The 25,819-nt window shown below is 47.5% G+C and carries 18 protein-coding genes; 10 read left to right on the forward strand and 8 right to left on the reverse strand.

Annotated features, from left to right (window positions below):
- The first annotated feature begins 244 nt into the window (after nucleotides 1-244).
- The 4 genes from NC994_RS20555 to NC994_RS20570 all read left to right on the forward strand — a co-directional run bounded on the left by NC994_RS20555 (nucleotide 245) and on the right by NC994_RS20570 (nucleotide 2,609).
- The gene (locus tag NC994_RS20555; RefSeq protein WP_190437278.1) at nucleotides 245-427 is read left to right on the forward strand and encodes a hypothetical protein; all 183 of its coding nucleotides are present in this window, start codon (nucleotides 245-247) and stop codon (nucleotides 425-427) included.
- Nucleotides 428-485: 58 nt separating this feature from the next.
- The gene (locus NC994_RS20560) at nucleotides 486-893 is read left to right on the forward strand and encodes a hypothetical protein (protein WP_190437280.1); all 408 of its coding nucleotides are present in this window, start codon (nucleotides 486-488) and stop codon (nucleotides 891-893) included.
- Nucleotides 894-965: 72 nt separating this feature from the next.
- Nucleotides 966-2,450: an Asp-tRNA(Asn)/Glu-tRNA(Gln) amidotransferase subunit GatB gene (gene gatB, locus NC994_RS20565; RefSeq protein WP_190437282.1), complete on the forward strand. Its 1,485-nt coding sequence runs from the start codon at nucleotides 966-968 to the stop codon at nucleotides 2,448-2,450.
- Nucleotides 2,451-2,474: 24 nt separating this feature from the next.
- Nucleotides 2,475-2,609: a hypothetical protein gene (locus NC994_RS20570; protein ID WP_277877538.1), complete on the forward strand. Its 135-nt coding sequence runs from the start codon at nucleotides 2,475-2,477 to the stop codon at nucleotides 2,607-2,609.
- A 409-nt stretch (nucleotides 2,610-3,018) separates the two neighbouring features.
- Here NC994_RS20570 and NC994_RS20575 read toward each other — a convergent pair whose 3' ends face one another.
- From NC994_RS20575 to NC994_RS20600, 6 genes are all read right to left on the reverse strand, one after another.
- Nucleotides 3,019-5,067 (reverse strand): response regulator, encoded by a 2,049-nt coding sequence (locus tag NC994_RS20575; protein ID WP_190437345.1) that lies wholly within the window; start codon nucleotides 5,065-5,067, stop codon nucleotides 3,019-3,021.
- Nucleotides 5,068-5,249: 182 nt separating this feature from the next.
- Nucleotides 5,250-5,864: a chemotaxis protein CheB gene (locus NC994_RS20580; protein ID WP_190411999.1), complete on the reverse strand. Its 615-nt coding sequence runs from the start codon at nucleotides 5,862-5,864 to the stop codon at nucleotides 5,250-5,252.
- Between the two features lie 164 nt (nucleotides 5,865-6,028).
- Nucleotides 6,029-6,865 (reverse strand): protein-glutamate O-methyltransferase CheR, encoded by an 837-nt coding sequence (locus NC994_RS20585; protein ID WP_190411949.1) that lies wholly within the window; start codon nucleotides 6,863-6,865, stop codon nucleotides 6,029-6,031.
- A 91-nt stretch (nucleotides 6,866-6,956) separates the two neighbouring features.
- Nucleotides 6,957-13,736 carry a HAMP domain-containing protein gene (locus NC994_RS20590; protein ID WP_190437284.1) on the reverse strand — a complete coding sequence of 2,260 codons (6,780 nt, stop codon included), beginning with the start codon at nucleotides 13,734-13,736 and terminating at the stop codon, nucleotides 6,957-6,959.
- Between the two features lie 466 nt (nucleotides 13,737-14,202).
- Complete coding sequence (locus NC994_RS20595) at nucleotides 14,203-15,033, reverse strand: Npun_R2479 family HD domain-containing metalloprotein (protein WP_190437286.1); 831 nt, start codon at nucleotides 15,031-15,033, stop codon at nucleotides 14,203-14,205.
- Between the two features lie 426 nt (nucleotides 15,034-15,459).
- Nucleotides 15,460-15,687: a hypothetical protein gene (locus NC994_RS20600; RefSeq protein WP_190415961.1), complete on the reverse strand. Its 228-nt coding sequence runs from the start codon at nucleotides 15,685-15,687 to the stop codon at nucleotides 15,460-15,462.
- A 597-nt stretch (nucleotides 15,688-16,284) separates the two neighbouring features.
- Here NC994_RS20600 and NC994_RS20605 point away from each other — a divergent pair.
- Nucleotides 16,285-18,294, forward strand: coding sequence for an AAA-like domain-containing protein (locus NC994_RS20605; protein WP_190437288.1), 2,010 nt, complete (start codon nucleotides 16,285-16,287; stop codon nucleotides 18,292-18,294).
- A gap of 151 nt (nucleotides 18,295-18,445) precedes the next feature.
- A complete protein-coding gene (locus NC994_RS20610; RefSeq protein WP_190437302.1) occupies nucleotides 18,446-21,931 on the forward strand; it encodes a GAF domain-containing protein in 3,486 nt (1,161 codons plus the stop codon).
- Nucleotides 21,932-22,018: 87 nt separating this feature from the next.
- Here the strand turns inward: NC994_RS20610 and cysE are convergent, their stop codons facing one another.
- Complete coding sequence (gene cysE, locus NC994_RS20615; RefSeq protein WP_190437305.1) at nucleotides 22,019-22,753, reverse strand: serine O-acetyltransferase; 735 nt, start codon at nucleotides 22,751-22,753, stop codon at nucleotides 22,019-22,021.
- Nucleotides 22,754-22,968: 215 nt separating this feature from the next.
- On the opposite strand from cysE, the gene NC994_RS20620 reads away from it, so the two are divergent.
- Nucleotides 22,969-23,256 (forward strand): Rrf2 family transcriptional regulator, encoded by a 288-nt coding sequence (locus NC994_RS20620; protein ID WP_347276948.1) that lies wholly within the window; start codon nucleotides 22,969-22,971, stop codon nucleotides 23,254-23,256.
- 11 nt (nucleotides 23,257-23,267) lie between these two features.
- Here the strand turns inward: NC994_RS20620 and NC994_RS20625 are convergent, their stop codons facing one another.
- Nucleotides 23,268-23,396, reverse strand: coding sequence for a hypothetical protein (locus NC994_RS20625; RefSeq protein ID WP_277877696.1), 129 nt, complete (start codon nucleotides 23,394-23,396; stop codon nucleotides 23,268-23,270).
- 32 nt (nucleotides 23,397-23,428) lie between these two features.
- Between NC994_RS20625 and cysK the strand changes: the two genes are divergently transcribed.
- The 3 genes from cysK (at nucleotide 23,429) to NC994_RS20640 (ending at nucleotide 25,327) form a co-directional block, all read left to right on the forward strand.
- Nucleotides 23,429-24,391, forward strand: a complete 963-nt coding sequence (cysK, locus tag NC994_RS20630; RefSeq protein WP_190437307.1) for a cysteine synthase A — start codon at nucleotides 23,429-23,431, stop codon at nucleotides 24,389-24,391.
- 100 nt (nucleotides 24,392-24,491) lie between these two features.
- Complete coding sequence (locus NC994_RS20635) at nucleotides 24,492-24,620, forward strand: hypothetical protein (RefSeq protein ID WP_277881135.1); 129 nt, start codon at nucleotides 24,492-24,494, stop codon at nucleotides 24,618-24,620.
- 176 nt (nucleotides 24,621-24,796) lie between these two features.
- Nucleotides 24,797-25,327: an MgtC/SapB family protein gene (locus tag NC994_RS20640; RefSeq protein ID WP_190437347.1), complete on the forward strand. Its 531-nt coding sequence runs from the start codon at nucleotides 24,797-24,799 to the stop codon at nucleotides 25,325-25,327.
- Nucleotides 25,328-25,819 lie beyond the last annotated feature (492 nt).

Raw genomic sequence — 25,819 nt, forward strand, 5'->3', positions numbered from 1 at the left:
CATATTCACAAGCCAAAAGGCGTATGCAAAAAGAGAGAATTTCAGCGATCGCGCTTCTTCAACCTGAATCGTCAAAAGATTTAGATCCGTCGTGAATTCATCTATTTCTGTTCCTTTGTTTTCTCGGCGTCGCTTGCGAAGCAACGACTAATTTTATATCCCTAAAAATAAAATCGAAACTCATTAGATTAGTAATACTTTCAAAATTTATATTGCTAAATTATTTCGCTTTTATAGACTCATTTTGGAAGTCAACTCGGCTTCTGACTATCTAACGGAAGCTAAATTATTTGAGAGTAATCCCGATAGCGCCGAATTGTGGCGGTTCGCAATTTTTAATCTCTCGCTGCAAGATTTAAACCGGACTAGAACCGCGCGATCGCAAGCGTGCATCCTCTACTTTATCCAGATGAAAATGAGCGGATAGACATCTTTAGTTCTGATGCTAAGATGTTGGGCATTCCCTAATTTAGGAGAGTTAGTTGATGAAATCCTCAAAGGTTATTCTAGGAATTTTATTAAGCCTAACCTTATTAGGAGTCGGGGCGAGACTAGGACTCCAAAAAACGCCAGATGATGTCAGTCAAAGTGAGAAGTATCGCGATCGCTATGTTGCCTTTGTTTTTCCTAAGCTAGTTCGGGAAGTTCAAATAAGGCTGAACCTGGGGAAGAATCCAGGGGAAATCAAGCACGATTTAAAAGAATTTGCTCCGAAATATGAACAACTGATTGCAGACGCCGGTCGAAAAGCAGACGAAAACCTGGCGAACGAACCAAGAGACGCAGCCTTTGCCGAGCGATTCTGGGCTGAGAAGAAACGTATTTTAAAAGCAGAGTACGGAATCGATTGGAAATCACCAGCAGACATGAATCCAGAAGTCGTTTTTGATTAATTAAGGGCTGCGAGGTTAAGACAAAGCTAAAATAGAGCCGAAGTGTTGCAATTATCTGCACTCTGTAAGCTCATGACGACTGCTGCTCCGGTTAAAACTCAGTACGAAGCTATTATCGGTCTGGAAACTCACTGTCAACTCAGTACCGAAACCAAGATTTTCTGTAATTGCTCCACCGAATTTGGTGCGACGCCCAATCAGAATGTCTGTCCAGTGTGTATGGGAATGCCTGGAGTATTGCCGGTGCTGAATCAAAAGGTGCTGGAGTACGCGGTTAAAGCCGGTTTGGCTCTCAACTGCGCGATCGCTCCTTATAGCAAATTTGACCGTAAGCAATATTTTTATCCCGATCTGCCCAAAAATTATCAAGTTTCTCAGTACGATTTGCCCATTGCCGAACATGGTTGGCTGGAGATTGAGCTAACTGACGCAGATGGCAATCCCATCCGCAAAAAGATTGGCATCACTCGCCTGCACATGGAAGAAGATGCTGGAAAATTGGTTCATGCGGGTAGTGAAAGACTCTCTGGTTCTACCTATTCTTTAGTAGACTACAACCGCACCGGCATTCCCTTGGTAGAAATTGTCTCCGAACCGGATATCCGTTCGGGGGTTGAAGCTGCTGAATATGCCCAAGAACTGCGCCGGATTGTCCGCTATCTGGGCGTCAGTGACGGCAATATGCAAGAAGGTTCGCTGCGCTGCGACGTGAATATCTCCGTGCGTCCGGTTGGTCAGAAGGAGTTTGGCACGAAGGTCGAAATCAAAAATATGAACTCCTTCAACGCCATCCAACGGGCGATTGAGTACGAAATCGACCGGCAAATTGAAGCCATCCAATCCGGCGAGCGAATTATTCAAGAAACCAGGCTTTGGGAGGAAGGTAGCCAACGCACAGTGAGTATGCGGAAGAAGGAAGGCTCTAGCGATTACCGCTACTTCCCAGAACCCGACCTAACTCCCATACAAGTCTCCGCTGAGCAATTATCTAAGTGGAAGTCGGAACTGCCGGAACTGCCAGCGCAAAAACGTCATCGTTACGAAAGTGAATTGGGTTTGTCTGCTTACGATGCCCGCGTCCTAACCGACGATAGATCGGTGTCGGAGTATTTTGAAGCGGCGGTTTCTGCCAAGGCGAATCCCAAGCAAGCGGCTAACTGGGTGATGGGTGATATTTCTGCCTATCTCAACACCGCTAAACTGAATATCGCTGAAATTGCCCTCAAACCCCAGATCCTCGCGGAACTCATCTCCTTAATTGAAGACGGAACTATCAGCGGCAAAATCGCTAAAGAGATTCTGCCAGAGTTGCTGTCTAAAGGGGGTTCTGCGAAAGAACTGGTAGAGAGCAAAGGAGTCAAGCAAATCTCTGACAAGGGTGAGCTGGAAAAAATCATCAATGAAGTTATAGCGGCAAATCCCAAAGAGCTGGAACAGTATCGCAGCGGTAAAACTAAGCTGTTGGGTTTCTTTGTGGGGCAGGTGATGAAGCAAACAGGAGGTCAAGCTGACCCGAAACTCACGAACCAAATGATGGCTCAGAAGTTGAACAGTTAGTTAGACAAGCCAAAATATACCGCCTTGCGGAGTCGTCAAAACCTACTCCGCAAGGCTGAAGCCCAGGCAACGGGTGCTGGTAGAAAATGTAGCGGATGTGCAGGCGATCGCTCGCAGAAATACGTATCTGCTACATTTGCCGCACAACCCTTTGCCTGATTTATGTTGACAATTATCTTCGTCTTCACTTCACATAAAAGCGAGGAAACTTCACGAAAAAAACAAAATAAGGGGTGACACCCCTCATCCCCAAGTGATATATTTTGTTTAGTAGATGCACCCTGATGATCGGGAGAGTCGCCCAAGTGGCTCTCCTTTTTTTTATGCCTTTTTTTGTATGGGAATGGGTCACAGCTTCATCGGATCGACCTACAAGCAGACACGCGAAGCGTCGCTCAAGGCGCTGTACCGGACGTTCGACTTCTTCGACAAGACGATCGGCGCGAACAGATAGTCCTGCTCCCATCGCGGGATATCTATCGCCTAACCAACGCTTACAGCCGTGCGGCTAGCAAGCAATCTCGTTATAGAAATCGCCTGATTGAAAGAACGATTGGTTTAGAGATTGCTACACGTCTGCGAGCTTTGTACTCAGCCCCGCCAAGTTTGCCACAGAAGCAATTAATTTGATTGCCTCAACGGGTTTAGGCAGGTGTACCTGGAAACCTGCTTCGAGTGCCTGCGATCGCTCCTCACCCCTGGCATAAGCAGTCAGCGCGATCGCGGGAATGCTCGTTTCTCCTCGCTGAGATTCCAAAGCTCTCACTTTGCGGATCAAGCCATAACCGTCCTCATTAGGCATTCCAATGTCGCTCACCAGTACATCGGGTTTTAAGTGTTCTAGAGCTTGCATCGCTTCCTGAACCGATGCCACAGCCGTCACCTGAGCGTGGTATTGTTCTAGCGCCGCCCTCAAAAAATCGCGGGTATCTGTATCGTCATCCACCACCAGCACCTGCAACGTTTCTAGAGAGGGAGGAGACGCGATCGCGACTTTTTTACCTGAGGAGATAGACTCCAAATCGCAAGTCTTGAGCTGATCGGATACTACTGGCAGCTTCACGATAAATGTTGACCCTTTCCCTTCTCCCTCACTTCTTGCCTCAATCGTGCCGCCTTGCAGTTCCACTAAGTTGTGGACAATTGCTAAACCAAGTCCCAAGCCACCATAGCGCCTGGTGGTGGTGCTATCTGCTTGACGGAAGCGATCGAAAATATAGGGGAGAAAATCTGGGCTGATGCCCACGCCGGTGTCGCTGATGCTAATTTGAGCGCGATCGCCATCCTTGAAAAGGCGCACCTGCACCTTTCCCCCTGAAGACGTGAACTTGATCGAATTGGAGAGTAGATTCCAAACAACTTGCTGCAAGCGGTTAGGATCGCCAGGAACCAGTTCCACGGCGCGATCGAGTACGCTTTCCAATTGAATCCCTTTATCCTCAGCCGCCGGACGAACCGCATCCAGCGCCGCCTCAATCACGGGGACAAGATTAACTTGACAGATATTTAACCGTAGCTTCCCGCGAATAATCCGCGAGACATCGAGAATATCCTCAATCAGTTGCGCCTGTAACTTGGCGTTACGCTCAATTGTTTCCAGGGCACGGGCTGTCGTCTTTTCATCATACTTGCGGCTGCGGAGCAGTTGAGTCCAACCCAGCATCGAGTTGAGGGGAGTGCGGAGTTCGTGAGACAGAGTTGCGAGGAACTCATCTTTAATCCGGTTTGCCGCCTCGGCTTCCTGTCGTGCCACCTGTTCGCGGATCATCTGAGCGCGGGCTTCCTCTGCGGCTTTGCGCTCGGTGATGTCTTCTAGGGTGCCGACATGACCGATAAGTTCGCCGGTATCGGTCAGCATCGGGGAGGAGCGGAGGTAAACCCAACGCACAATCTCCTCCGGAGTTTGACAGCGAAACTCGTTAGAGCATTCCTGACCGATGCTCATACAAGTAGACCAATGTGTATAGACGCGATCGCGGTCTTCTGGATGTACCGATTGCAACCAGCCTTCTTCATAGAGCGAGGTTAAAACTCCCGTTTTGAGATCGGGTGTCAAGCCACAAATCGCTTGGCAGCGCGGATTTGCGTAGGTACAGCGCCCTTCAATATCGGTCATAAAAATGCCCAAGGGCGAGCAGGCACTTAACGAGCGAAAACGCTCTTCACTTTGCCTAAGTTCTGAGTTAACAGCAGTCAGTTGTGCCGCTTGTCGTTTCACCTCTGCGGTTTTCTTGAACAAGTCAACAAACACCCCCACCTTGGAGGTTAATATTTCCGGTTCCAGTGGTTTGAGCAGGTAATCTACTGCACCCAGGGAATAACCTTTGAAAACCAGAGAGTCGCTGCTGCTAAATGCGGTTAGGAAAATAATCGGCGTGTGGCGCGATCGCTGTCGTTGTCGAATCAGCTTTGCCGTCTCAAATCCATCTAGACCGGGCATCTGGACATCAAGCAAAATCACGGCAAAATCCCGCTCAAGCAGACATCGCAAGGCTTGTTCGCCCGATGTAGCTCTGACCAAATTTTGACCGAGGCTGCCCAGGATCGCCTCCAAAGCCAGTAAATTTTCTGGGTGATCGTCCACAAGGAGGACGTTAACTATTTCTTCGGGCTGCATTTTCTGGAAGGTCGGGACTTGTTTGAGCGGCTTTGTCGAGCCTGTCACTGTTTCGCTATTGATACCACTATCCAAAGTTACAAATTTTAGAAACCAGAATCCAGGGTTTTTAGATGAAGATTTGATGTGTCTAGATTCGGCTGTTGAGCTACTAGGGCTTTGGCGTCACATATCTGATTTTTTCACCTCACAGCCGATTGACAAAGGTTGACTAAAAGAGGGGCAATGTCTTGGAGCTGCACAATCCAGTCTACCGTTACAGATGCGATCGCGGCTTCCGGCATGATCCGGCTTTCTGCTGTTGCAGGCTCTTGTACTATAGCCCGTCCGCCGCGTGCTTTAATTTTTGCCAAGCCTTTCGCACCATCCTGGCTTGCTCCGGTTAAAATCACCCCGATAACTCTCTGTGCATAAGCATCAGCCGCCGATTCAAACAGCACATCAATCGACGGTCGGGCATTGCATACAGGAGCCTCAGTGGAGAGTGCTAATGTGGCGATGCCGCCGTACCGACCTTGGCGGTGTCCCCATGCCTGTCGGGGTTCCACCAGTAAGTGATAATCAGCGGGAGCTAGGTATACCCGTCGAGGCAGAATTTCTTCTTTATCTTCCGCTTCCGCCACCGGCAAAGTGCTGTACTGCTGGAGAAAGAAGCTCAGCGTGTTATCAGAGGCTTTGTGACGGTGTTGGACGACAACCACAGCCGCTGGGAAAGTATTTGGTAGACCTGCGAGCATTACGGTTAAAGCTTGTAACCCACCTAATGATGTGCCGACAACAACAATATCAAAAGTCATACTCACCATGAATCAGTAGATGGGCAAAACTCAATAAAACGGGTGGGTAGTGAAGGATTTCCAATTACCTACTACTCTTGACCTAAAAAATGTTCACCTCCTTTTTATTCCATTGATTTGGGAAATCTTGCATTTATGTGTAATTTGTAATTAGAAAGTTTTAATTAAGCCAATTTTCGGTAAATCTTTTCATGATTTTCTAACTCCTCATAGTGTTTTTCGTATAGAGTGGTTTTCAGGGATTCCTGACGACCTAATCCTAAAATTCCAAATCTACAAAGGCTATCGTACAAAAGATTGTGAACCCGTTCCTGAAGAAATGGATTGAAATAGATTAGGACGTTGCGACATAAGATGACATTAAATTCATTAAAAGAACCATCGATCGCTAGATTATGTTGAGAAAAAATAATGTTTTCTTTGAGGGACGCCCGAAAAATAGCGCTATCATAAGCAGCGGTATAATACTCCGAAAAAGACTTAATCCCGCCTGCTTTGAGATAATGCTGAGTATATTCCTGCATTAAATGGAGGGGGAAAATGCCACTTTTGGCTTTTCTTAATACCATTTCATTCATGTCGGTTGCATAGATGCGGCAACGGTGATAAAGCTCTTCTTCTTGCAACAAAATTGCGATTGAATAAACTTCCTCTCCAGTTGAACAACCTGCACACCAGATCCGAATAAATGGATATGTTCGCAATAAGGGAACAACTTTATTTCTAAATGTTAAATAAAAGGTCGGATCGCGGAACATGGCGGTCACGTTGACGGAGAGACCGAGCAGAAATCGCTCCATCGCGTTTGCATCGTGGAGGACTCTTTCCTGAAGCGCGGATACACTGCTTAAATGCTCCGCACGAATCGCATTCCAGATGCGGCGCTTGAGTGAAGCGGGAGCATAATTTCGGAAATCAAATCCGTAGTAACGATACACGCCCTCCAATAGCAACTGAATTTCAATATCTTCAAGTTCGCTGCTATTTTTGGGCGTGTTCATACAGTAAAAAGTAAAAGGTAGAAAGGTAAAAGAAACAGAGACAAAGAAACAGCAAGAACTTTTGCTGCTTCTTTGCCTTTTTTCTTTTGCCTTATCGATAGAGCCAGACGCGAAGCAGGGAGAGCAATTGCTCGGTATCTACAGGTTTGGTGATGTAGTCGGACGCACCCGCTTCAATACACTTTTCGCGATCGCCTTTCATGGCTTTGGCGGTGAGAGCGATCATCGGTAGTGTTGCGAATGAATCGAGTTGGCGAATGGCTTGCATGGTTTCGTAACCGTCCATTTCCGGCATCATCACGTCCATCAGGACAATATCAATGTCGGGGCGTTCTTGCAACTTCGCAATGCCATCTCTGCCATTTTCGGCATACAACACTTCCATTTGATGGAGTTCCAGCATACTGGTGAGGGCAAAGATATTCCGCACATCGTCATCAACAATCAAAACTTTCTTGCCAGTCAGAACCGGATCGGTTTGATGCAATTGTTCCAGAATTTGTTGTTTCGGGCGGGGTAAATTTGCCTGCACTCGGTGGAGGAACAAGGCGGTTTCATCCAGAAGACGTTCTGGCGATCGCACGTCTTTGATGATAATCGTCTCGGCAATGCGCTTGAGTTCGGTTTCTTGTTGTTTGGTTAATTCCCTGCCGGTATAAACAATGATCGGGAGTGTCGTCAGGCTAGGCTCCTGTTTGATTTGCTCCATCAACTCAAATCCAGTCATATCCGGCAGTCCCAAATCCAGTACCAGGCAATCATAGTGCCCGGTTCTCAGCTCTTCGAGTGCCTCTGTCCCAGTGCCTACCGCTGTCGTCTGCACGTCGCTATTGCCGATTAGTTCGACAATGCTGTGGCGTTGAGTTTCATCATCTTCTACGACCAGCAAGTTCTTCACGGGGCGCTCGACAAATCCCTTAATGTCAGATAGCGCCTGCGCTAACGCTTCGCTGCTGACAGGTTTTTGTAGATAAGCGATCGCTCCTTGTTGCAAGCTGCGCTGCTGGACTTCTTCGACGGAGATGATATGCACGGGGATATGACGAGTGCCTGGGTCGTGCTTCAAACGGTCTAACACCGTCCAGCCATCCATCACCGGCAACCGGATATCTAGAGTAATCGCATCCGGCTGATATTCTCGCACCATTGCCAGAGCCGTATCGCTTCGCAACGCCACCAGCCCTTTGAAGCCTTGTTGTCGTGCCATATCCAACAAGATCCGGGCAAAATTGATATCGTCCTCCACAATTAGCAACACGCGATCGCCCGCTTGGATATCGTCCCGGTCATCGCTAATGTCAGCCATGTGTGCAGAACGCGGGTAGGGACTCGCGGCGACACTTGCCTCTCCGAGACTGGAGGAACGAACGCCGTCGTTTCGATTCGCCGGTGGAGTCGCCAGTGGAGTTGCTGGTGGAGTCGCCAGTGGAGTTGCCGGTGGAATTGCCGGTCGAACATCAAGGGTCTGAGGGATACTGGGTGCGAGGGTACTGGGAGCGACGGGACTCCTCGCTCCTGGAAGGATACTTCGCACTTCCGGACTCATTCCTGCTGCCCCATCTTGATAAGCTTGCGGCAAATAGAGGGTAAACGTGCTTCCCTGTCCCGGACTGCTCACCAGACGAATTTCTCCGCCCAGCAGTCGGGCAATTTCTCGACTGATTGACAAGCCCAAACCCGTGCCGCCGTATTTGCGGCTGGTTGTTCCATCCGCCTGCTGAAAAGCCTCAAAAATAATTCTCTGCTTATCTGGTGCAATCCCAATCCCTGTGTCGCTGACGGCAAAAGCAATGACGGTCTGGGCGCGATTTAAACTCCCCTGTTCGGAACTCCAGCCGCCTGTGGCTAGCTCGACTCGTAATCGGACTGCACCCTGATCCGTAAATTTAAAGGCATTCGAGAGCAGATTCTTCAGGACTTGTTGTAACCGTTTCGAGTCGGTATACATTCCCTTGGGCAGTCTTTCGTCGGATTCGACAGTAAAGGCGAGTCCTTTGTCGTGCGCCACTTGCTGGAACGTTCGCTCCATCTGGCTCCGCAAATCGGTAAATAACATCTGATCGATGTCAACCGACATCGTTCCCGATTCAATTTTTGCCAGATCCAAGATGTCGTTAATCAGTCCCAACAGATCGGTGCCTGCGGAATGAATGGTGCGGGTGTATTCGACTTGCTTCGGCGTCAGGTTCCCCTCTGGATTATCAGAAAGTAGACGAGCCAAAATCAACAAGCTATTTAGCGGCGTCCGCAATTCGTGGGACATATTCGCCAAGAATTCCGACTTGTACTTCGAGGTGAGTGCCAGTTGCTCGGCTTTTTCCTCCACCGACTGTCTTGCCTGTTCGATTTCTCGATTCTTGCGCTCGACTTCGCGGTTTTGCATCGCGAGTAAGCGCGATCGCTCTTCCAGTTCTTCGTTGGTTTGCTGCAACTGTTCCTGTTGATTCTTGAGCAGTTCCTCGGATGCCTGGAGTGATTTGGCTTGTTGTTCCAGTCGCTTGTTGGTTTCTGTGAGTTCTTTTTGCTGGGTTTGGAGTTCTTCTGCCAGTGCGGTGGACTGCTTGAGCAATTCTTCGGTACGCATCGAAGCGGCGATCGTGTTCAGAACGATGGCAATGCTTTCGGTGAGCTGATCGAAGAAGGTAAGGTGAATCTCGCTAAATCGCCGGAAAGAAGCCAGTTCAATCACCGCTGTCACTTGCCCTTCAAAGAGGACGGGCAACACAACAACATTCAGCGGAGTCGATTCCCCTAAGCCAGAGCTGATCTTGATATAGTTGTCCGGCACCTCGCTGAGCAGAATCCGTTCTTTTTCCAGGGCGCATTGTCCCACCAAGCCTTCTCCTAAATGGAAGTGGTTGGCGAGATGCTTGCGCTCGCGGTAAGCATAGGTACTCAGAAGTTTCAGGAATGCCTGATGTTGCTCGCCACTTTCCATCAGGTAAAACACACCGTGTTGCGCGGATACCAGAGGAGCGAGTTCCGAGAGAATGAGTTTGGAGACGGTTTCCAAATCTCGCTGTCCCTGAAGCATCCGGGTAAATTTGGCGAGGTTGGTTTTTAACCAGTCTTGCTCGGTATTCTTCTGCGTTGTTTCCCGCAGGTTGGCAATCATCTGGTTGATGTTGTCTTTGAGGATGGCGACTTCGCCTTGTGCAGCGACGGAAATCGACCGGGTGAGGTCGCCTCTGGTTACAGCGATCGCGACTTCTGCGATCGCTCGTACCTGCGTGGTTAAATTCGCCGCCAGTTCGTTCACGTTGTCGGTCAGCGCTCTCCAGGTTCCGGCAGCTCCCGGCACCTTCGCCTGCCCTCCCAGCTTCCCTTCAATTCCGACCTCTCGCGCCACTGTCGTGACTTGATCGGCAAAGGTTGCCAGCGTGTCGATCATCTCGTTGATCGTATCGGCTAAGGTTTCAATTTCTCCCTTCGCCTCCAGCATCAGTTTTCGCTTCAAGTCCCCATTGGCAACTGCCGTTACCACTTTGGCGATGCCTCGCACTTGCGCGGTTAAGTTCCCCGCCATTGAGTTCACGTTGTCGGTCAAATCCTTCCAGGTTCCGGCAACGCCGCGCACCTCCGCTTGACCGCCCAATTTCCCTTCAGTTCCTACCTCTCGCGCCACCCGCGTGACTTCTGAGGCGAAGGAGGAAAGCTGATCCACCATCACGTTGATCGTGTCTTTGAGATCCAAAATCTCGCCTTTGACATCAACCGTGATTTTCTTAGAAAGGTCGCCATTTGCCACCGCCTTCGTCACTTCGGCGATGTTCCGCACCTGCGCGGTTAGATTCCCCGCCATCAAGTTGACGTTATCGGTCAAATCTTTCCAGGTTCCGGCAACCCCTCGGACATACGCTTGTACGCCCAGTTTTCCTTCCGTTCCCACCTCTCGTGCCACCCGCGTCACTTCCGAGGCAAAAGAGTTGAGCTGATCCACCATCGTGTTGATCGTGTTCTTCAGCTCTAAAATCTCGCCTTTAACATCGACGGTAATTTTCTTAGATAAGTCGCCGTTCGCCACCGCCGTCGTCACTTCCGCGATGTTTCGCACCTGCGCGGTCAAGCTTCCCGCCATGAAGTTCACCGAATCGGTGAGATCCTTCCAGGTTCCAGCAACCCCTCGCACCTCCGCTTGTACGCCGAGTTTCCCTTCCGTCCCCACCTCTCGCGCCACCCGTGTCACCTCCGAGGCAAAGGAGTTGAGCTGATCCACCATCGTGTTGACGGTGTTTTTCAGCTCTAAAATTTCCCCTTTAACATCGACGGTAATTTTCTTGGATAAGTCGCCATTCGCCACCGCCGTCGTCACGGCGGCAATGTTTCGCACCTGTGCAGTCAAAGAACCCGCCATGAAGTTCACCGAATCGGTGAGATCCTTCCAGGTTCCGGCAACCCCTCGCACATCTGCTTGCACGCCGAGTTTCCCTTCCGAACCCACCTCTCGCGCCACCCGCGTTACCTCCGAGGCAAAGGACGAAAGCTGATCCACCATGATATTGATCGTGTTTTTCAGCTCTAAAATTTCGCCTTTAACTTGGACGGTAATTTTCTTAGATAAGTCGCCATTTGCGATCGCCGTCGCCACTTCCGCGATGTTTCGCACTTGTTCGGTGAGGTTCCCCGCCATCGAGTTCACCGAGTCGGTGAGATCCTTCCACGTTCCGGCAACGCCTCGCACTTCTGCTTGTACGCCGAGTTTCCCTTCCGAACCCACCTCTCGCGCCACCCGCGTTACTTCTGAGGCGAAGGACGAAAGCTGATCCACCATCGTGTTGATCGTCTTTTTCAGCTCTAAAATTTCGCCCTTAACATCGACGGTAATTTTCTTAGAAAGGTCGCCATTCGCCACCGCTGTCGTCACTTCCGCGATGTTTCGCACCTGTGCGGTTAGATTCCCCGCCATCGAGTTCACGGAATCGGTGAGATCCTTCCAGGTTCCGGCAACGCCTCGCACTTCTGCTTGCACGCCCAGTTTCCCTTCCGTTCCCACCTCTCGCGCCACCCGCGTGACTTCTGAGGCAAATGAGTTTAACTGATCCACCATCGTGTTGACGGTGTTTTTTAGCTCTAAAATTTCGCCTTTGACATCGACGGTAATTTTCTTAGAAAGATCGCCATTCGCCACCGCCGTCGTCACTTCCGCGATGTTCCGCACCTGCGCGGTCAAAGAACCCGCCATAAAGTTCACCGAATCGGTGAGATCCTTCCAGGTTCCGGCAACGCCCCGTACTTCCGCCTGACCCCCCAGCTTCCCATCTGCGCCTACCTCCCGCGCCACCCGCGTCACTTCCGAGGCGAAGGAAGAAAGCTGATCCACCATGATGTTGACGGTGTTTTTCAGCTCGAAAATTTCCCCTTTGACATCGACAGTAATTTTCTTCGACAAGTCGCCATTTGCTACCGCCGTCGTCACTTCCGCGATGTTCCGCACCTGCGCGGTTAGATTCCCCGCCATCAAGTTCACCGAATCGGTGAGATCCTTCCAAGTTCCGGCAACTCCACCGACTTCTGCTTGTACGCCCAGTTTCCCTTCCGTACCCACCTCACGCGCCACCCGCGTCACTTCCGAGGCGAAGGAGTTGAGCTGATCCACCATCGTATTGACGGTGTTTTTTAGCTCTAAAATTTCCCCGCGCACATCGACAGTAATTTTCTTCGACAAGTCGCCATTTGCCACCGCCGTCGTCACTTCTGCGATGTTCCGCACCTGGGAGGTTAAACTTCCTGCCATGAAGTTCACCGAATCGGTGAGATCCTTCCAAGTTCCGGCAACTCCTTTCACTTCTGCCTGACCGCCCAACTTCCCATCTGCACCCACTTCGCGGGCAACTCGCGTGACTTCCGAGGCAAAGGAGTTGAGCTGATCCACCATCACGTTGATGGTGTCCTTCAAATCTAAAATTTCGCCTTTGACATCAACCGTGATTTTCTTGGAAAGGTCGCCATTTGCTACTGCCGTCGTTACTTCTGCAATGTTCCGCACCTGCGCTGTCAAGTTCCCCGCCATCAAGTTCACCGAATCGGTGAGATCCTTCCAGGTTCCGGCAACACCACGAACTTCTGCCTGACCGCCCAGTTTACCTTCCGTACCTACTTCGCGGGCAACCCGCGTCACTTCTGATGCAAAGGAGTTGAGCTGGTCCACCATGACGTTGACAGTGTTTTTCAGCTCTAAAATTTCGCCTTTGACATCGACGGTGATTTTCTTAGAAAGGTCGCCATTGGCAACCGCAGTCGTCACTTCGGCGATGTTCCGGACTTGGGCGGTCAAATTTCCTGCCATCAAGTTGACGTTATCGGTCAAATCCTTCCAGGTGCCAGCGACGCCCTTCACTTCTGCTTGCACGCCCAGCTTGCCTTCGGTGCCCACTTCACGGGCAACCCGCGTGACTTCTGAGGCAAAGGAGGAAAGCTGATCCACCATCGTGTTGACGACCTGTGCGGTTTGGAGGAATTCCCCTTGCAAGGCTCTACCTTCAATCTCCGGTGCGATTCTCTGAGATAGGTCGCCATTGGCAACTGCCCGGATCACGCGAGCAGTTTCAGCGGTCGGTTGAACTAAATCTGTAATTAGCGTATTGACAGAATCTACACTTGCTGACCAGGAACCCCCTGCCGTTCCAATCGAAGCACGCTGGGCGATTTTTCCTTCTTTCCCAACAACCGTGCTGATCCGTTCTAGCTCAGTCGCCATCCTCTGATTCATCTCAATGATGTCGTTGAGCGTATCGGCAATTTTCCCCGCCATGCCAGTCTGGTCAATCGGCATCCGGACAGAAAAGTCACCTTTTTTAACAGCTACGAGCGTTCTCAGGAGCTGTTTGGCATCGAGATTATCGGTATCGGGGGTTGCCGGTGCAGTGGGCATAGCTTTATCCTTCGAGGATGGTTACTTTTTGTCGCAGCCTGAGTAACTGGTGCAAAATTCTGTCATATCAATGATGATTCTGACGCACTGCGACCCTTTTTGAATACTGTTGGGCGACTCAAACGTGTTAACTTCTCGTTACAAGACGCAGGCTGAGCATTGCTACTTATCATTCAACAGCCGCGTTGTCGCTAACCAGTGGTGCGTAGATGCTTGTTTTCCGAGACTTGTTTGAGTTTATGAGTACAAGGTCGCTGTGTCAGTCATTAATATATCAAGAATCAGTTGGGTTGAGGGGTAGGCGCTAAGGGCAAGGGAGAGAGGATGCGATCGCATCCTCTCTCCCTTACAAGCAGAGTAGCCTAGAAACGAAGACAATTTTGTAGGGACATCCACAAGAGGTACCCCTACACAATTTCAATTGTCAGCAATGCTAAACTTTGAGCATTAATTTTGGGCATGAAATCTATTCGTGTTCTACCACAAATATATTGGCATAGAGGTTTGCTAATATCTGCTTTCCCTCTTGCGTCAGCTCTAAGTAGCGTAATCCATCCTGGATGTAAGGATAAACGACATTCCAGTAAAACTTCGGGTAGTTTCTTCGCAAATCTCCGGGAGTTTTGTAACCCAAGGTTTTATTCACCCCAGTTTCTTCAAATTCGTAGAACAATCCACTAATTTTTTGCAAGTAGCGCGGATCGCTAAGTTGACCAATTAAATCGGCGGCACGAATTAAGCCTGGAAAGTTATTAGTATCTTGATGATCTGCATCTGCTGGCACAGGAAAACGAGTTAACTCGATATTGTTCTTGATGGTTTCTGTATCTATCAGTTTGTGACCGCCAAAACGCTCCTCAATAAACAGTTTTCCGCGATCTACATGATAAGGTGTAAGGCTAGCATCGGTTAATCCGGTTGGCAGCGAAATGAGCAAGTTGTCGATACCTGTGGCATACACCCTTTCACTAGGTCGATCTTGCAGGCAAACTCCTTTCACGTAGCCAATATCATGGCACAACAAAGAAATGATACAGTGCAACCAATCTTCGCAATAAACTCCCCCAAAGCGGATATGTTTGCCCCGCAAAATTGCTTGTCCCACTAAGGTGACAAAGATGGTGTGTTCGACGTTGTGATAAAGGGCGTCGCTGTTAGCAATATTTTCCAGAGCCATGTTTCCAGCCCAGACGATGATATCAGGGTAGTCTGGTTTAAGACCGCCGTAAGTACGGCAATAGGCAGCTCGCAGGCGTTCAACGAAGGTATCGATCATCACCATTGTGGGATTAAACATCTCTAGTCCCCTGATAAAATTGAGAGCGCATTTAGAAAATTAAATTAAAGAAAATCAATTGTTATAAATTGATTAAAATTTTGAAGCGTCTACTGATTGGCCTAAAACTACTCTTATAGGGCGTTTAATTTTATTCATTTTCTAAATTAAAACACGCTTACTTGCTACTTCTATCAGTAGTTTCACTTACCTTTATGCAGACCGCAACCAGGAAAGCTCAGAAGTTCTGAGTGTTTTTCAGGCTACAGCAAAACTGAAGACGCGAGAGCATTCAGTTTGGCTAACCCCTGTTACACATCAGACCTAATTAATTCAGGAAACCCCAGGAAAGTTCAGGAAACCTCCAGTCTTTCCTCTGTTATCTGCTATAGGAGATTGTTTTTGCTTGCACCTTCCCAGGGTTTCTTAAGGTGGTGTAATACCATTTCAGTAATTGCCTGCAACACAGCCGACGAATTGCTGCGATGGGAGCACCGCTACTCTAGTAACAAGGAGGAGAAAGAGAAAATCGCCAGTATAGTGCCAGTAAAGCCAATAGGATTTCTGAGAAGTGTCAAAAGTTGCCCTTTTTTCTAGCGTTAGCGTTCGTGTAGCGGCGCGGATGCGCGATCGCACATCCCTTTCGCGCATCCGCGCTGCTTCGCGGGGATGCAAGGGATATCTCTACCGTTTAAGCGTCTCAATTAGGACTTTTCAGACATTCTCTAATAGGTGTAAGAAGATTAATAGCAGGAGACCGTCACGCTTTAGACTCAGCCATCAGGATTCCCTTAGAGCTTAGAAAGAAGGAGTCCCTGGCTCAGGGGAGTTTTGTCCGCTTTATTGCCATCGACGGGCTGTGGCAGCTACATTTTTATAATAGGAAGTAATCCTAGGCTTACTGTTTGGTTGCACTTATAAAAAGTTATCAAATATACGCAAGGTGCAATTTTAAATAGGCCCTTGATTCCATCAGTTTCTATTTTCAGATAAAGACTGATCAAGATTTTTATTGGCAAGAGGTGAGAACGCTATGTAAACTTAATCGATCGATCTCTTAAAATGAACCTTCCTATGTGAATCAGGTTGCAAAATTTATTAAATGTTAAATATAGCAAATTTGCTCGATTTTTAATCTGTTTTTAAGAAACCGCGAAAGACGCACTAGCCTTAATTGAGCTATACACTTTCTTCGCTAGAGCAAAAAGAAAACGATAAAAAAGAAGTTTCTGAACACCTAAAGTTGTTATCAAATAGCCCTTTCAAGCAAGCATGGAAATTAACGAAGCATTAAGATTTATAGACGATATAATTTTTGTTAAAACAGGAAAGCACTTAAACGATCTGGAAAGGGAAATATTTCTAGGATCTTGGGAAGGAAAAACTTATGAAGATATTTATCCTTTGAATCCTCAATATGTAGAAAAAGATGTTGGCTATAAATTATGGAAGAAGCTTTCGGTAGTTTTGGAGGAAAGAGTTAGCAAAAAAAATTTCAAAGGAGCCATAGAACGCGCTCAAAAGCAGGAGTCGCACTCAGCAGAAGTGCCACCCCTGAAGGACCAGAACCATTCCCAAAAAGAAGTAGAGGGATTTACGAAGAGAATCTTTATCTCGCACCGCGCACAGGAGCCAGATAGGGGACTAGCGACTCAATTTTACGAAACCCTGAATGCTTCTGGATACACAGCCTTTATGGCGAGTGTAGGCGCACCTACAAGGGATGTCCAGAAAGGCGAGGGTCAGAGACATTCCTCAGAAAAAATCGGATGGTCAGCGCCGCCTCTTCTTTCTCAAATTGATACAGAGTTACAGCAATGCGACTACTTTTTGCTGCTAATTTCTCCCCAAACGGCGGTAAGTGAAATGGCGATCGAAGAGTTGCGACGAGCGAAGGAATTGCGCTCTATTCAGAATAAGCCAGCCGTGCTAACAATTCGCGTTAATTGTCCCTCGAATACTCCGCTAAATCACGATTTACGCAGCTATCTTGATGGAAATGAACAATTTGAGTGGAACTCGCCTGCTGACACTCCAAGTATTGTGCAAAAAATTCTGAGTTTACTGGCAAGAAGCGTGGAGTCCGGCGTTGTAGAGGCAGATTTAACTAGGATATCCGTGGGGATACCTGAGGAATCAATCGATTCATCTCTAGAGAAGCCTGAAAGCCTAACTCCTTTAATTTCCCAGGAGGATGAAGGGACATCCGTCATCCTGCATTCTTCAGATGCACCCCTGCCAGTAGCAGAACCAGAGTTACCCAATGGTCAGGTGCGTCTGGCTTCTGCGTTTTATGTAGAGCGAGTTCCTTATGAAACTCAGTGTTACAAGGAGATTTTGCAACCAGGCGCTTTGATTCGGATCAAGGCACCGAGACAGATGGGGAAAACTTCGCTGATGGCGAGGATTCTTTATCGAGCAAACGAGCAAGGTTATCGGACGGTACCGTTGAGTTTTCAGCACGCGGATACGGCAGTTTTTACAGATTTAAATCAACTTTTGCGGTGGTTTTGTGCCCGAATTTCTCGAAAGCTGCGCCTTCCTCATCAATTAGATGATTATTGGACGGATACTTTTGGTAGTAAAGATAATTGCACGATTTATTTTGAGGATTGTTTGCTGTCAGCATCTGACAGTCCGTTAGTATTAGGGTTAGATGAAGTGGATCGGGTTTTTCAATATCCCAAAATTGCTGACGATTTTTTTGGGTTGTTGCGGGCTTGGTATGAGGAAGCTGGCTATGGGAATGGCGATAGCGATCGCTGGCAACAACTCCGGCTGGTGGTGGTACACTCAACGGAAGTTTATATCCCTCTGAATGTCAATCAATCCCCGTTTAATGTAGGGTTGCCGATTGAGTTACCGGACTTTAGCCCGGAACAGGTGCAAGATTTAACTCAGCGGCATGGACTGAATTTGAATGCAACGCAGGTTGAGCAATTAATGAGGCTAGTTGGTGGACATCCTTATTTAGTCCGATTGGCGCTTTATCATATCGCGCAGCAAACGATTACGCTGGATCAACTGTTAGAAACTGCACCCACAGAGGCGGGACTTTACGATGATCATTTGCGAAGACATTTATGGAATCTGCAACAACATCCAGAGTTAGCAGATGCTTTCGCTAAAGTAGTGATGGCAGACACACCCATTGAATTAGAGTCGGTGCCAGCATTTAAATTGCATAGTATGGGGCTGGTACAGTTGCAGGGCAATTATGTTACGCCGCGCTTCGATTTATATCGGCAATATTTTAGCGATCGCTTGTCAATTAAAAACTAAAAATTAATAGGGATTAGTTGAGTTAATAGTTGAGCTATCTCTTAGGCAAATTTTAGATAACTGTTAGCTAAAAGTATAGAGCAGTTATTCATTACTCACAAAAAACTCATTTGTCAGAAGCATGGTGTTTTCTACCCAATCAGAAGCCCTTATGAGTCAACAGCCAAACCCAGGCTATAACTATAAAGTCGGTGGACATTTGCCTCTTGATGCTCCTACTTATGTAGTGCGACAGGCAGATTTTGACCTTTACGAAGGGTTGAAGGCAGGAGAGTTTTGTTATGTGTTAAATTCTCGGCAGATGGGGAAAACTAGCTTGCGGGTGCGAACGATGCACAAGTTGCAAGCGGAAGGATTTGCCTGTGCAGCGATAGACTTGACGAAAATTGGTAGCCAAGATATTACGCCGGATCAGTGGTATGCCGGAGTGATGCGGCGGTTGGTGACGAGTTTCCAGCTTTCAGACAAGATTAACTTACAGAGTTGGTTGCGCGATCGCGCTTTTTTACCTCCGGTGCAGCGCTTGAGTGAATTTATCGAACAAGAGCTGCTAACATCAGTCAGCCAGAAAATTGTTATTTTTATCGACGAAATTGATAACGTCCTTAGCTTAAATTTTAAGACTGATGACTTTTTTGCGTTTATTCGTGCTTGCAATGAATACGAACGTCTGACTTTTGCCTTGCTAGGAGTAGCGAGTCCCTCTGATTTGATGCAAGACAAAAACCGGACTCCTTTTAATATCGGTCGGGCGGTTGAATTATATGGCTTTCAATTACACGAAGCGCAGCTTTTAGCAGGGGGGTTAGCAGGGAAAATTAGCAATCCTCAAGAAATGCTAAAAGCGGTATTAGATTGGACGGGAGGACAGCCGTTTCTTACCCAAAAACTTTGTAAATTAGTCCTTCAACAAGCAGAGCAAAACTTATTACCCATTAGCCAAATCCCAGATTGGGTTGAGAGATTAGTGCGCTCGCGGATCATCGAGAGTTGGGAAGCAATGGATGAACCACCGCATCTAAAGACGATACGCGATCGCATTCTCCGAATTGGACAACGAAGCCGTGCGCTACTAGATCTCTATCAGTTAATTTTGCAACAAGATGAATTAGCATTTGACGAAAGTCCAGAGCAAATCGAACTACTACTATCAGGAGTAATTGTCAAGCGGCAAGGGAAGTTAAAGGTATGTAACCGCATTTATGCCTCTGTATTTAACGAGAGGTGGGTAAACAAGGCGTTAGCGGATATGCACGCCGACTTCATGCAAGTTGTTGCTACCCAAGAACAAAAACTTCTATCGATGCTTAGCGTGATGGAAGGCAAAACATTTGATGATATTCTTTCAGAAATATTAGGTTCTATTACTTTAAAAATGGGCGAACTACTGAGTGTAGATCGCACAACAGTTTTCTTTATAGATGAAGAAAAAAGTGAACTTTGGTCAATTATTGCTAGGCATGAAGACGGAAATCATCCCGAACTTCAAATTTTGTCAAATAAAGAAACTAAAGGACGATTAACATATTTCAAAAAATTTGTCAGCACTCCCTTTAGTTTTTGCGATGATCCCGCTGAGTTGGAAGCGGAGGAATCAGATACAAATAAGGGATATCGCACCTACAACGAGTTAATTTTACCAATATTAAATGAGCAGGGAGATTTAGTGGCTGTTGTTCAATTACTGAATAAGTTAAAGCAGCCGAATAATCCACAAGCTCGTTATTCAGAAAGAATTGATAAATACGGTTTCACAGAAGCCGATCAAAAACAGTTTGCTGACTATGCTCCGGCAATTCGACGAATTCTAGAAAGATGTCAGTATTGTTACAAATTAACCCAAAGACTACAAGCCTCAGAAGCACTGACAGAAGCAACGCGATCGCTCTCTCAAAGCAGCCTTGACTCTGAAGAAGTCTTGGGTCGCGTCATGGATGCGGCAAAAAAACTGATGAATGCCGATCGCAGCACGCTTTGGCTAATCGATCGAGAGGCAAATGAACTATGGACTAAAATTCCTTTTGAGGACGGTTCTGTTCGAGACTTGCGAGTCAAAGTAGGGCAAGGTTTCGCTGGCAAAGTGGCTGCATCGGGAGAAACTTTAAATATTCCCTTCGATCTGTACGAGCATCCTGATTCGGAGACAGCTAAGAAAACAGATCAGAAGACGGGTTATCGAACTTGTAGTTTACTGTGTATGCCCGTTTTCAGCCCTGATGGTGAATTACTGGGTGTTACCCAATTAGTGAATAAAAAGAAACCGGGTGTTTTTCCAGAATATAACCCAGATCATTGGCCCGAAGCCCCCGAATGCTTCAAGGCTAGTTTTGATGGGAATAGTGAAAAATATATGCAGATTTTTAACTCTCAAGCGGGGGTTGCTCTGCAAAATGCCCAGAAATTTGCCAGCGTCAAACAAGAGGCAGAATCTCAACAAAAAAATGTGGTCAGTCAAACTCTGGCGATGCTCAATAGTGTCATGGATAACCAGGGTTTTGATGATATTTTAGATAGCACCTTGCGTTCGATTACTCTAAAAATGGGCAAATCTTTGAGTGCCGACCGCACGAGTATCTTTTTATTAGATGAAGACAAACATGAATTTTGGTCAATTATCGCCGAAGCCGATGGAGATGGTTCTTTAGAAATTCGGATACCTGCTAATAAAGGAATTGTGGGCGAAGTGGCAGCCCGCAAAGAAGTTATCAATATTCCCTTCGATTTCTATGACGATCCTCGCTCTGATGCAGCAAAAGAGCAAGACAAAAAAAACGGCTATCGCACTTATACAATGTTGGCGTTGCCACTCTTAAATGAGCAGGGAAATTTAGTCGCAGTTATTCAGTTACTCAACAAATTAAAGCGATTTGGCGATCGGACTGCATCCTTAGCAGAAAGAATCGATCGACAGGGCTTTACCAAAGCAGATGAAGAACGATTTGCGGAAAATGCCCCAATGGTTCAAATGATTTTAGAAAGCTTCCGCTCTTATCATAAAACGGCTAGAGGGCAACGAGTGGCAGCCGCATTAATGGCAGCAGCTCGTTCAGTGAATCAAAGCAGTTTGGATCTTCAAGAAATTCTCAAACGGGTGATGGAAGCAGCTAAGAAACTGATGAATGCCGACCGCAGTACTTTGTGGATTTTAGATCAAAAGCCTGGTGAATTGTGGACGCAGATTCCCTTTGACGATGGTTCGGTAAAAGAATTGCGGGTGAAAGTAGGACAAGGTTATGCTGGCAAAGTTGCCGAATCTGGAGAGCCTTTGAATATTCCTTTTGATTTATATTCTCGCCCAGATTCGGAGACAGCCAAAAAAACCGATCTTCAGACAGGTTATCGCACTTGTAGCTTACTATGTATGCCAGTTTTTAGTCCCGATGGTGATTTGATTGGCGTGACTCAATTAGTGAATAAAAGAAAGCAAGGAGACTTTCCAGAATATGACAGTCCCGATCAGCTGGCATTTCTACAAGAGGAAGCTCCGGAATATTTTAGGGCTAGTTTTGATGACAGCGATCAAAAATATATGCAAATTTTTAATAATCAAGCTGGAGTCATCCTCCAAAATGCCGAACTTTTGGCAGCAGTTAAAAAACAAGAGCGATCGCTTCGAGACAACCTGAGTGAATTGTAAATTTAAGTGTTGGTTCAGTACTTTGGGAATAACCCCATCCCGCCTTACTAAGAAACAGTGTTGAAGTTTTAAATTATCTAAAATTATCTAAATGCCTGCCCCGTCGAGGAACTCCGTAATCAGCCGATTAGAAGCATTTGAAATGATCGCCTTCTGAAGGCTAGCGTGCATGGCAACGGGTACCTTTCTTTGAATTTTTAACGATTCAATTTCCTCCTCTAAAAATTGAATCCGGTCAAACAAAGCCCGTATTACTTCCGCTTCTGGATCTTGCAGGCTTTCATTGTTAACGGAAGCATCCAAATTATCTTTGCGGCGGACAATTCGACCCGGAATGCCAACGACCGTGCAATGTGACGGAATATCCCGTAAAACAACGGAACCGGCACCAATGCAGACACTATTCCCAATTTGGATATTGCCTAACACCTTCGCCCCCGCTCCCACTACGACATTTTCTCCTAATGTTGGGTGGCGTTTGCCTATTTCTTTGCCAGTACCGCCGAGCGTCACGCCTTGGTAAATCAGAGCGTTGTCTCCCACGATTGCAGTTTCTCCAATCACAACGCCAATGCCGTGATCGATGAAAACGCCTTTGCCGATTTTGGCTCCTGGATGAATTTCAACTCCCGTGAAGAAACGAGCCAAGTGGGAAATCAAGCGAGGAATGAAGGGAAACCCAAGGCAATAAAACCAGTGCGCCACCCGATGAAAGAAAAGTGCTTGTAAGCCTGGATAGCAGAACAGCACCTCCAGCCAATTGCGTGCCGCTGGGTCGCGCTGAAAAATTATTTGGAAATCAGCGATCGCAGTTTTCAGCAAGAGGCGCTTCTCCCTTCAAGTGTGAGATGGATAGCAAGCAAATTGAATCCCCCGTAATTTGGTAGGGATACCGTAATTTTGCTCCTAAGTAGGAGTATGCCATAGCCTATCTACAAAAACAATCCTAAAACTGCATAATTCCTATCGACGAACCGTAGTATAGTGGAAAACGTTCTTGGCTTGAGAGAATCCCATGCGATGGACTGTCCTGTAAGGTGAGGTACGCTTTCCTGGCTCTCCTAGAACTAGCCAGCCACCACAAGCCGCGAGACATCCTGCAAATAGACCACATCGCTGCCGGTCAACAAATACCAGACCGCTATTTAGCGCAGGTGTTGATGACGTTGTGGCGCTGCGGTTTAGTCCTCAGTCAACGAGGCGCTTTCATCAGGTTATTTGTTGGCGAAGGAACCCCAGCGAATTACGGTGTGACAGGTGCTGGCTTGTTTAGAGGGGACAGAGAAACTGGAACCCTTGAGTCTAACTGCTTCGCAAACCCTTGAAGACTTTGCGATTAAGGAAATTTGACAGGAAGCACCGACAGATAGGATTCGCCACGGGCGATCGCTTCACGCCGTCTTGCAGTGCGAGACGTTACAGGATCTGCTCTCGAAATGGGATGAGAGTCAACAGTTGAGTCCATGTTTTACATCTAACTTTGGCGGAGTAGTAAAGATGCGAATTGCTCATAATGTCACGGAATTAGTTGGTCATACGCCTCTGGTTGAGCTGAATCGGATTCCGCAATCTGAAGGCTGTGTAGCGCGAATTGTTGCGAAGTTGGAGGGGATGAACCCGACTGCTTCAGTAAAAGACCGCATTGGCGTCAGCATGATTCAAGCTGCTGAGGAAGCTGGTTTCATTCAGCCGGGAAAAACGATTATCATTGAGCCTACTTCTGGCAACACTGGCATTGCGCTGGCGATGGTAGCGGCGGCGAAAGGCTACGCCTTGATTTTGACGATGCCAGAGACGATGAGCCAAGAACGGCAGGCGATGCTCAAAGCTTATGGTGCCCAGCTGGAACTGACTCCTGGAGCTGAAGGCATGAAGGGAGCGATCGCCAGAGCCGAACAAATTGCGGCGACAACTCCGAATGCTTTTGTACCGCAACAGTTTCGCAACCCAGCCAATCCCCAAATCCATCGGGAAACGACAGCCGAGGAAATTTGGGCTGATACTGACGGTGAAGTAGATTTCTTGGTTGCGGGAATTGGGACGGGTGGCACGCTGACGGGAGTGGCTGAGGTCATCAAGGCACGAAAACCGAGTTTTAAAGCGATCGCTGTAGAACCCGTCAGCAGTCCAGTTCTCTCTGGCGGTCAGGCGGGAGCGCATAAAATTCAAGGGATTGGTGCTGGATTCATCCCAGAAGTTCTCCGAACAGAGCTAATCGATGAAGTGATTGCTGTTACGGATGAGGAGTCGATTTATTACGGTCGCCGCTTGGGTCGAGAAGAAGGGTTGTTGTCGGGTATCTCTGCGGGAGCTGCTTTAGGTGCTGCAATTCGGATTGCTAAACGTGAAGAGAATGCAGGTCGTTTGATTGTTATGGTGCAACCCAGTTTTGGCGAACGTTATCTGAGTACACCGTTATTTCGAGAACCGGAAATTCAGGATTATCCAGTTCTGGTTTAAACCAACGGTTGGAGTCGTTGTATCAGTGCATTAGTGCTAATACTTTGATGCAAGACGCGATCGCATTTATTTTATTTGCGATCGCCCAGTAAAAACATTCATGGCACCTCTGGGAGGTGACATCACTCTAGGCAGGGCACCCGCCAGAGGTGCCCCTGCATTCTCTGCAAGCGGAGAGAGCGATCGCCAGTTTAGTTTTATGGTTGCTTTTAACCGATTCTTAACCTAAATTGATTTTTAAAGTACAGTAAATCGGGCGGATTACCGTATTTACTGTGAAATAGGGAAGATATCGCCTAGCCAGTCACAAGTAACTGGAGTACCATAGCCCAGTTTTCAATCAGTACGTTGGGGGACTGAGGGATCGGTATTCTAGTTGTTCTGGGAGTTCCAGCAATGAGTTCGATGTTTTTTAGCCCAAGCGATTGGCAGAGTGTAACTTTTAGACTTACCACTGCACTACTGGTTGGTGGTGCCATTGGCATGAACCGCCAGCAGCCTGGTAGACCTGCTGGCTTGAGAACTTTCATGATAGTTAGCTTAGGCGCTGCCGCATTTGTAATGATTCCTTTGCAGGTGGATGGTGACAATACCTTTTCTTCTTCCAATGCTCTGAGTCGCACCATCCAAGGCGTTGCTACGGGAGTTGGGTTCCTGGGTGCGGGAATGATTCTGCAACAATCTCATCAAACACTTAGAAAAGCCGAAGTCAAGGGGCTAACTTCCGCCGCAACTATTTGGTTGGCGGCTGGATTGGGAGCAGCCGCAGGCTGTGGATTATGGCGAATGAGTCTGATTGGAACGCTATTTGCATTGGTGGTTCTTAGTGGAGTGAAGAAACTCAAGAAGTCTCCCTTGATTCGTCTTCACGATGACAATCGGACGAAAACACCGGAAAAAGACGCTGCATCGAATCAAGATGCAGCGCAGCAATAACTTCGCTTTTAGGACTTTTAAGAGCGAGGGGTGAAAGTAAATTCAGTTGCAGTAGATTCCGGCGTCCTGCCGCCTACATTGGTCAGATATGGCGCGGCTTCGATGTGAAGCGATGCGATTCTTGTAGTCTGGGCTTTTGATTATCTCTACGGGTACGTCAGGATGCGATTTTCCCTTCTTCATCGCACTTAGCTGAGTTTGTTTAGCCAGCCTAGAAAAGATGAATTAGAAGAGATTTTGACCGCAAATTAAGGAATCTTGATCCGTAAACTGTAGATTGAATTGCCTAAATCTTACAGCACTTAGGAATTAGAAAAGAGTGCGTGTGTATGGCATCTCCTCGCCCCTCAGTGCCTTGAAATCAAAGCGTGAGCGACGTTCTCGTGAGCGATCTTCCCGACGGAGTTCCTCATCGAACCAGCCACCCTCATCCTTCAGGTAGAAGTGTTCTCAGTTTTATGGTATTAAATGTACAGTAAGTTGAGCGATAAA

This window comes from Trichocoleus sp. AS-A1 (assembly GCF_039962015.1).
Classification (GTDB): domain Bacteria; phylum Cyanobacteriota; class Cyanobacteriia; order Cyanobacteriales; family FACHB-T130; genus FACHB-T130.

Excerpts from the sequence above, each read along its gene's own strand:
- NC994_RS20560 (WP_190437280.1), top strand. The coding sequence starts at position 486 with ATGAAATCCTCAAAGGTTATTCTAGGAATTTTATTAAGCCTAACCTTA.
- gatB (WP_190437282.1), top strand. The coding sequence starts at position 966 with ATGACGACTGCTGCTCCGGTTAAAACTCAGTACGAAGCTATTATCGGT.
- NC994_RS20575 (WP_190437345.1), bottom strand. The coding sequence starts at position 5,067 with ATGCAGCCCGAAGAAATAGTTAACGTCCTCCTTGTGGACGATCACCCA.
- NC994_RS20580 (WP_190411999.1), bottom strand. The coding sequence starts at position 5,864 with ATGACTTTTGATATTGTTGTTGTCGGCACATCATTAGGTGGGTTACAA.
- NC994_RS20585 (WP_190411949.1), bottom strand. The coding sequence starts at position 6,865 with ATGAACACGCCCAAAAATAGCAGCGAACTTGAAGATATTGAAATTCAG.
- NC994_RS20590 (WP_190437284.1), bottom strand. The coding sequence starts at position 13,736 with ATGCCCACTGCACCGGCAACCCCCGATACCGATAATCTCGATGCCAAA.
- NC994_RS20595 (WP_190437286.1), bottom strand. The coding sequence starts at position 15,033 with ATGTTTAATCCCACAATGGTGATGATCGATACCTTCGTTGAACGCCTG.
- NC994_RS20605 (WP_190437288.1), top strand. The coding sequence starts at position 16,285 with ATGGAAATTAACGAAGCATTAAGATTTATAGACGATATAATTTTTGTT.
- NC994_RS20610 (WP_190437302.1), top strand. The coding sequence starts at position 18,446 with ATGAGTCAACAGCCAAACCCAGGCTATAACTATAAAGTCGGTGGACAT.
- NC994_RS20625 (WP_277877696.1), bottom strand. The coding sequence starts at position 23,396 with ATGGACTCAACTGTTGACTCTCATCCCATTTCGAGAGCAGATCCTGTA.
- cysK (WP_190437307.1), top strand. The coding sequence starts at position 23,429 with ATGCGAATTGCTCATAATGTCACGGAATTAGTTGGTCATACGCCTCTG.
- NC994_RS20635 (WP_277881135.1), top strand. The coding sequence starts at position 24,492 with ATGGCACCTCTGGGAGGTGACATCACTCTAGGCAGGGCACCCGCCAGA.
- NC994_RS20640 (WP_190437347.1), top strand. The coding sequence starts at position 24,797 with ATGTTTTTTAGCCCAAGCGATTGGCAGAGTGTAACTTTTAGACTTACC.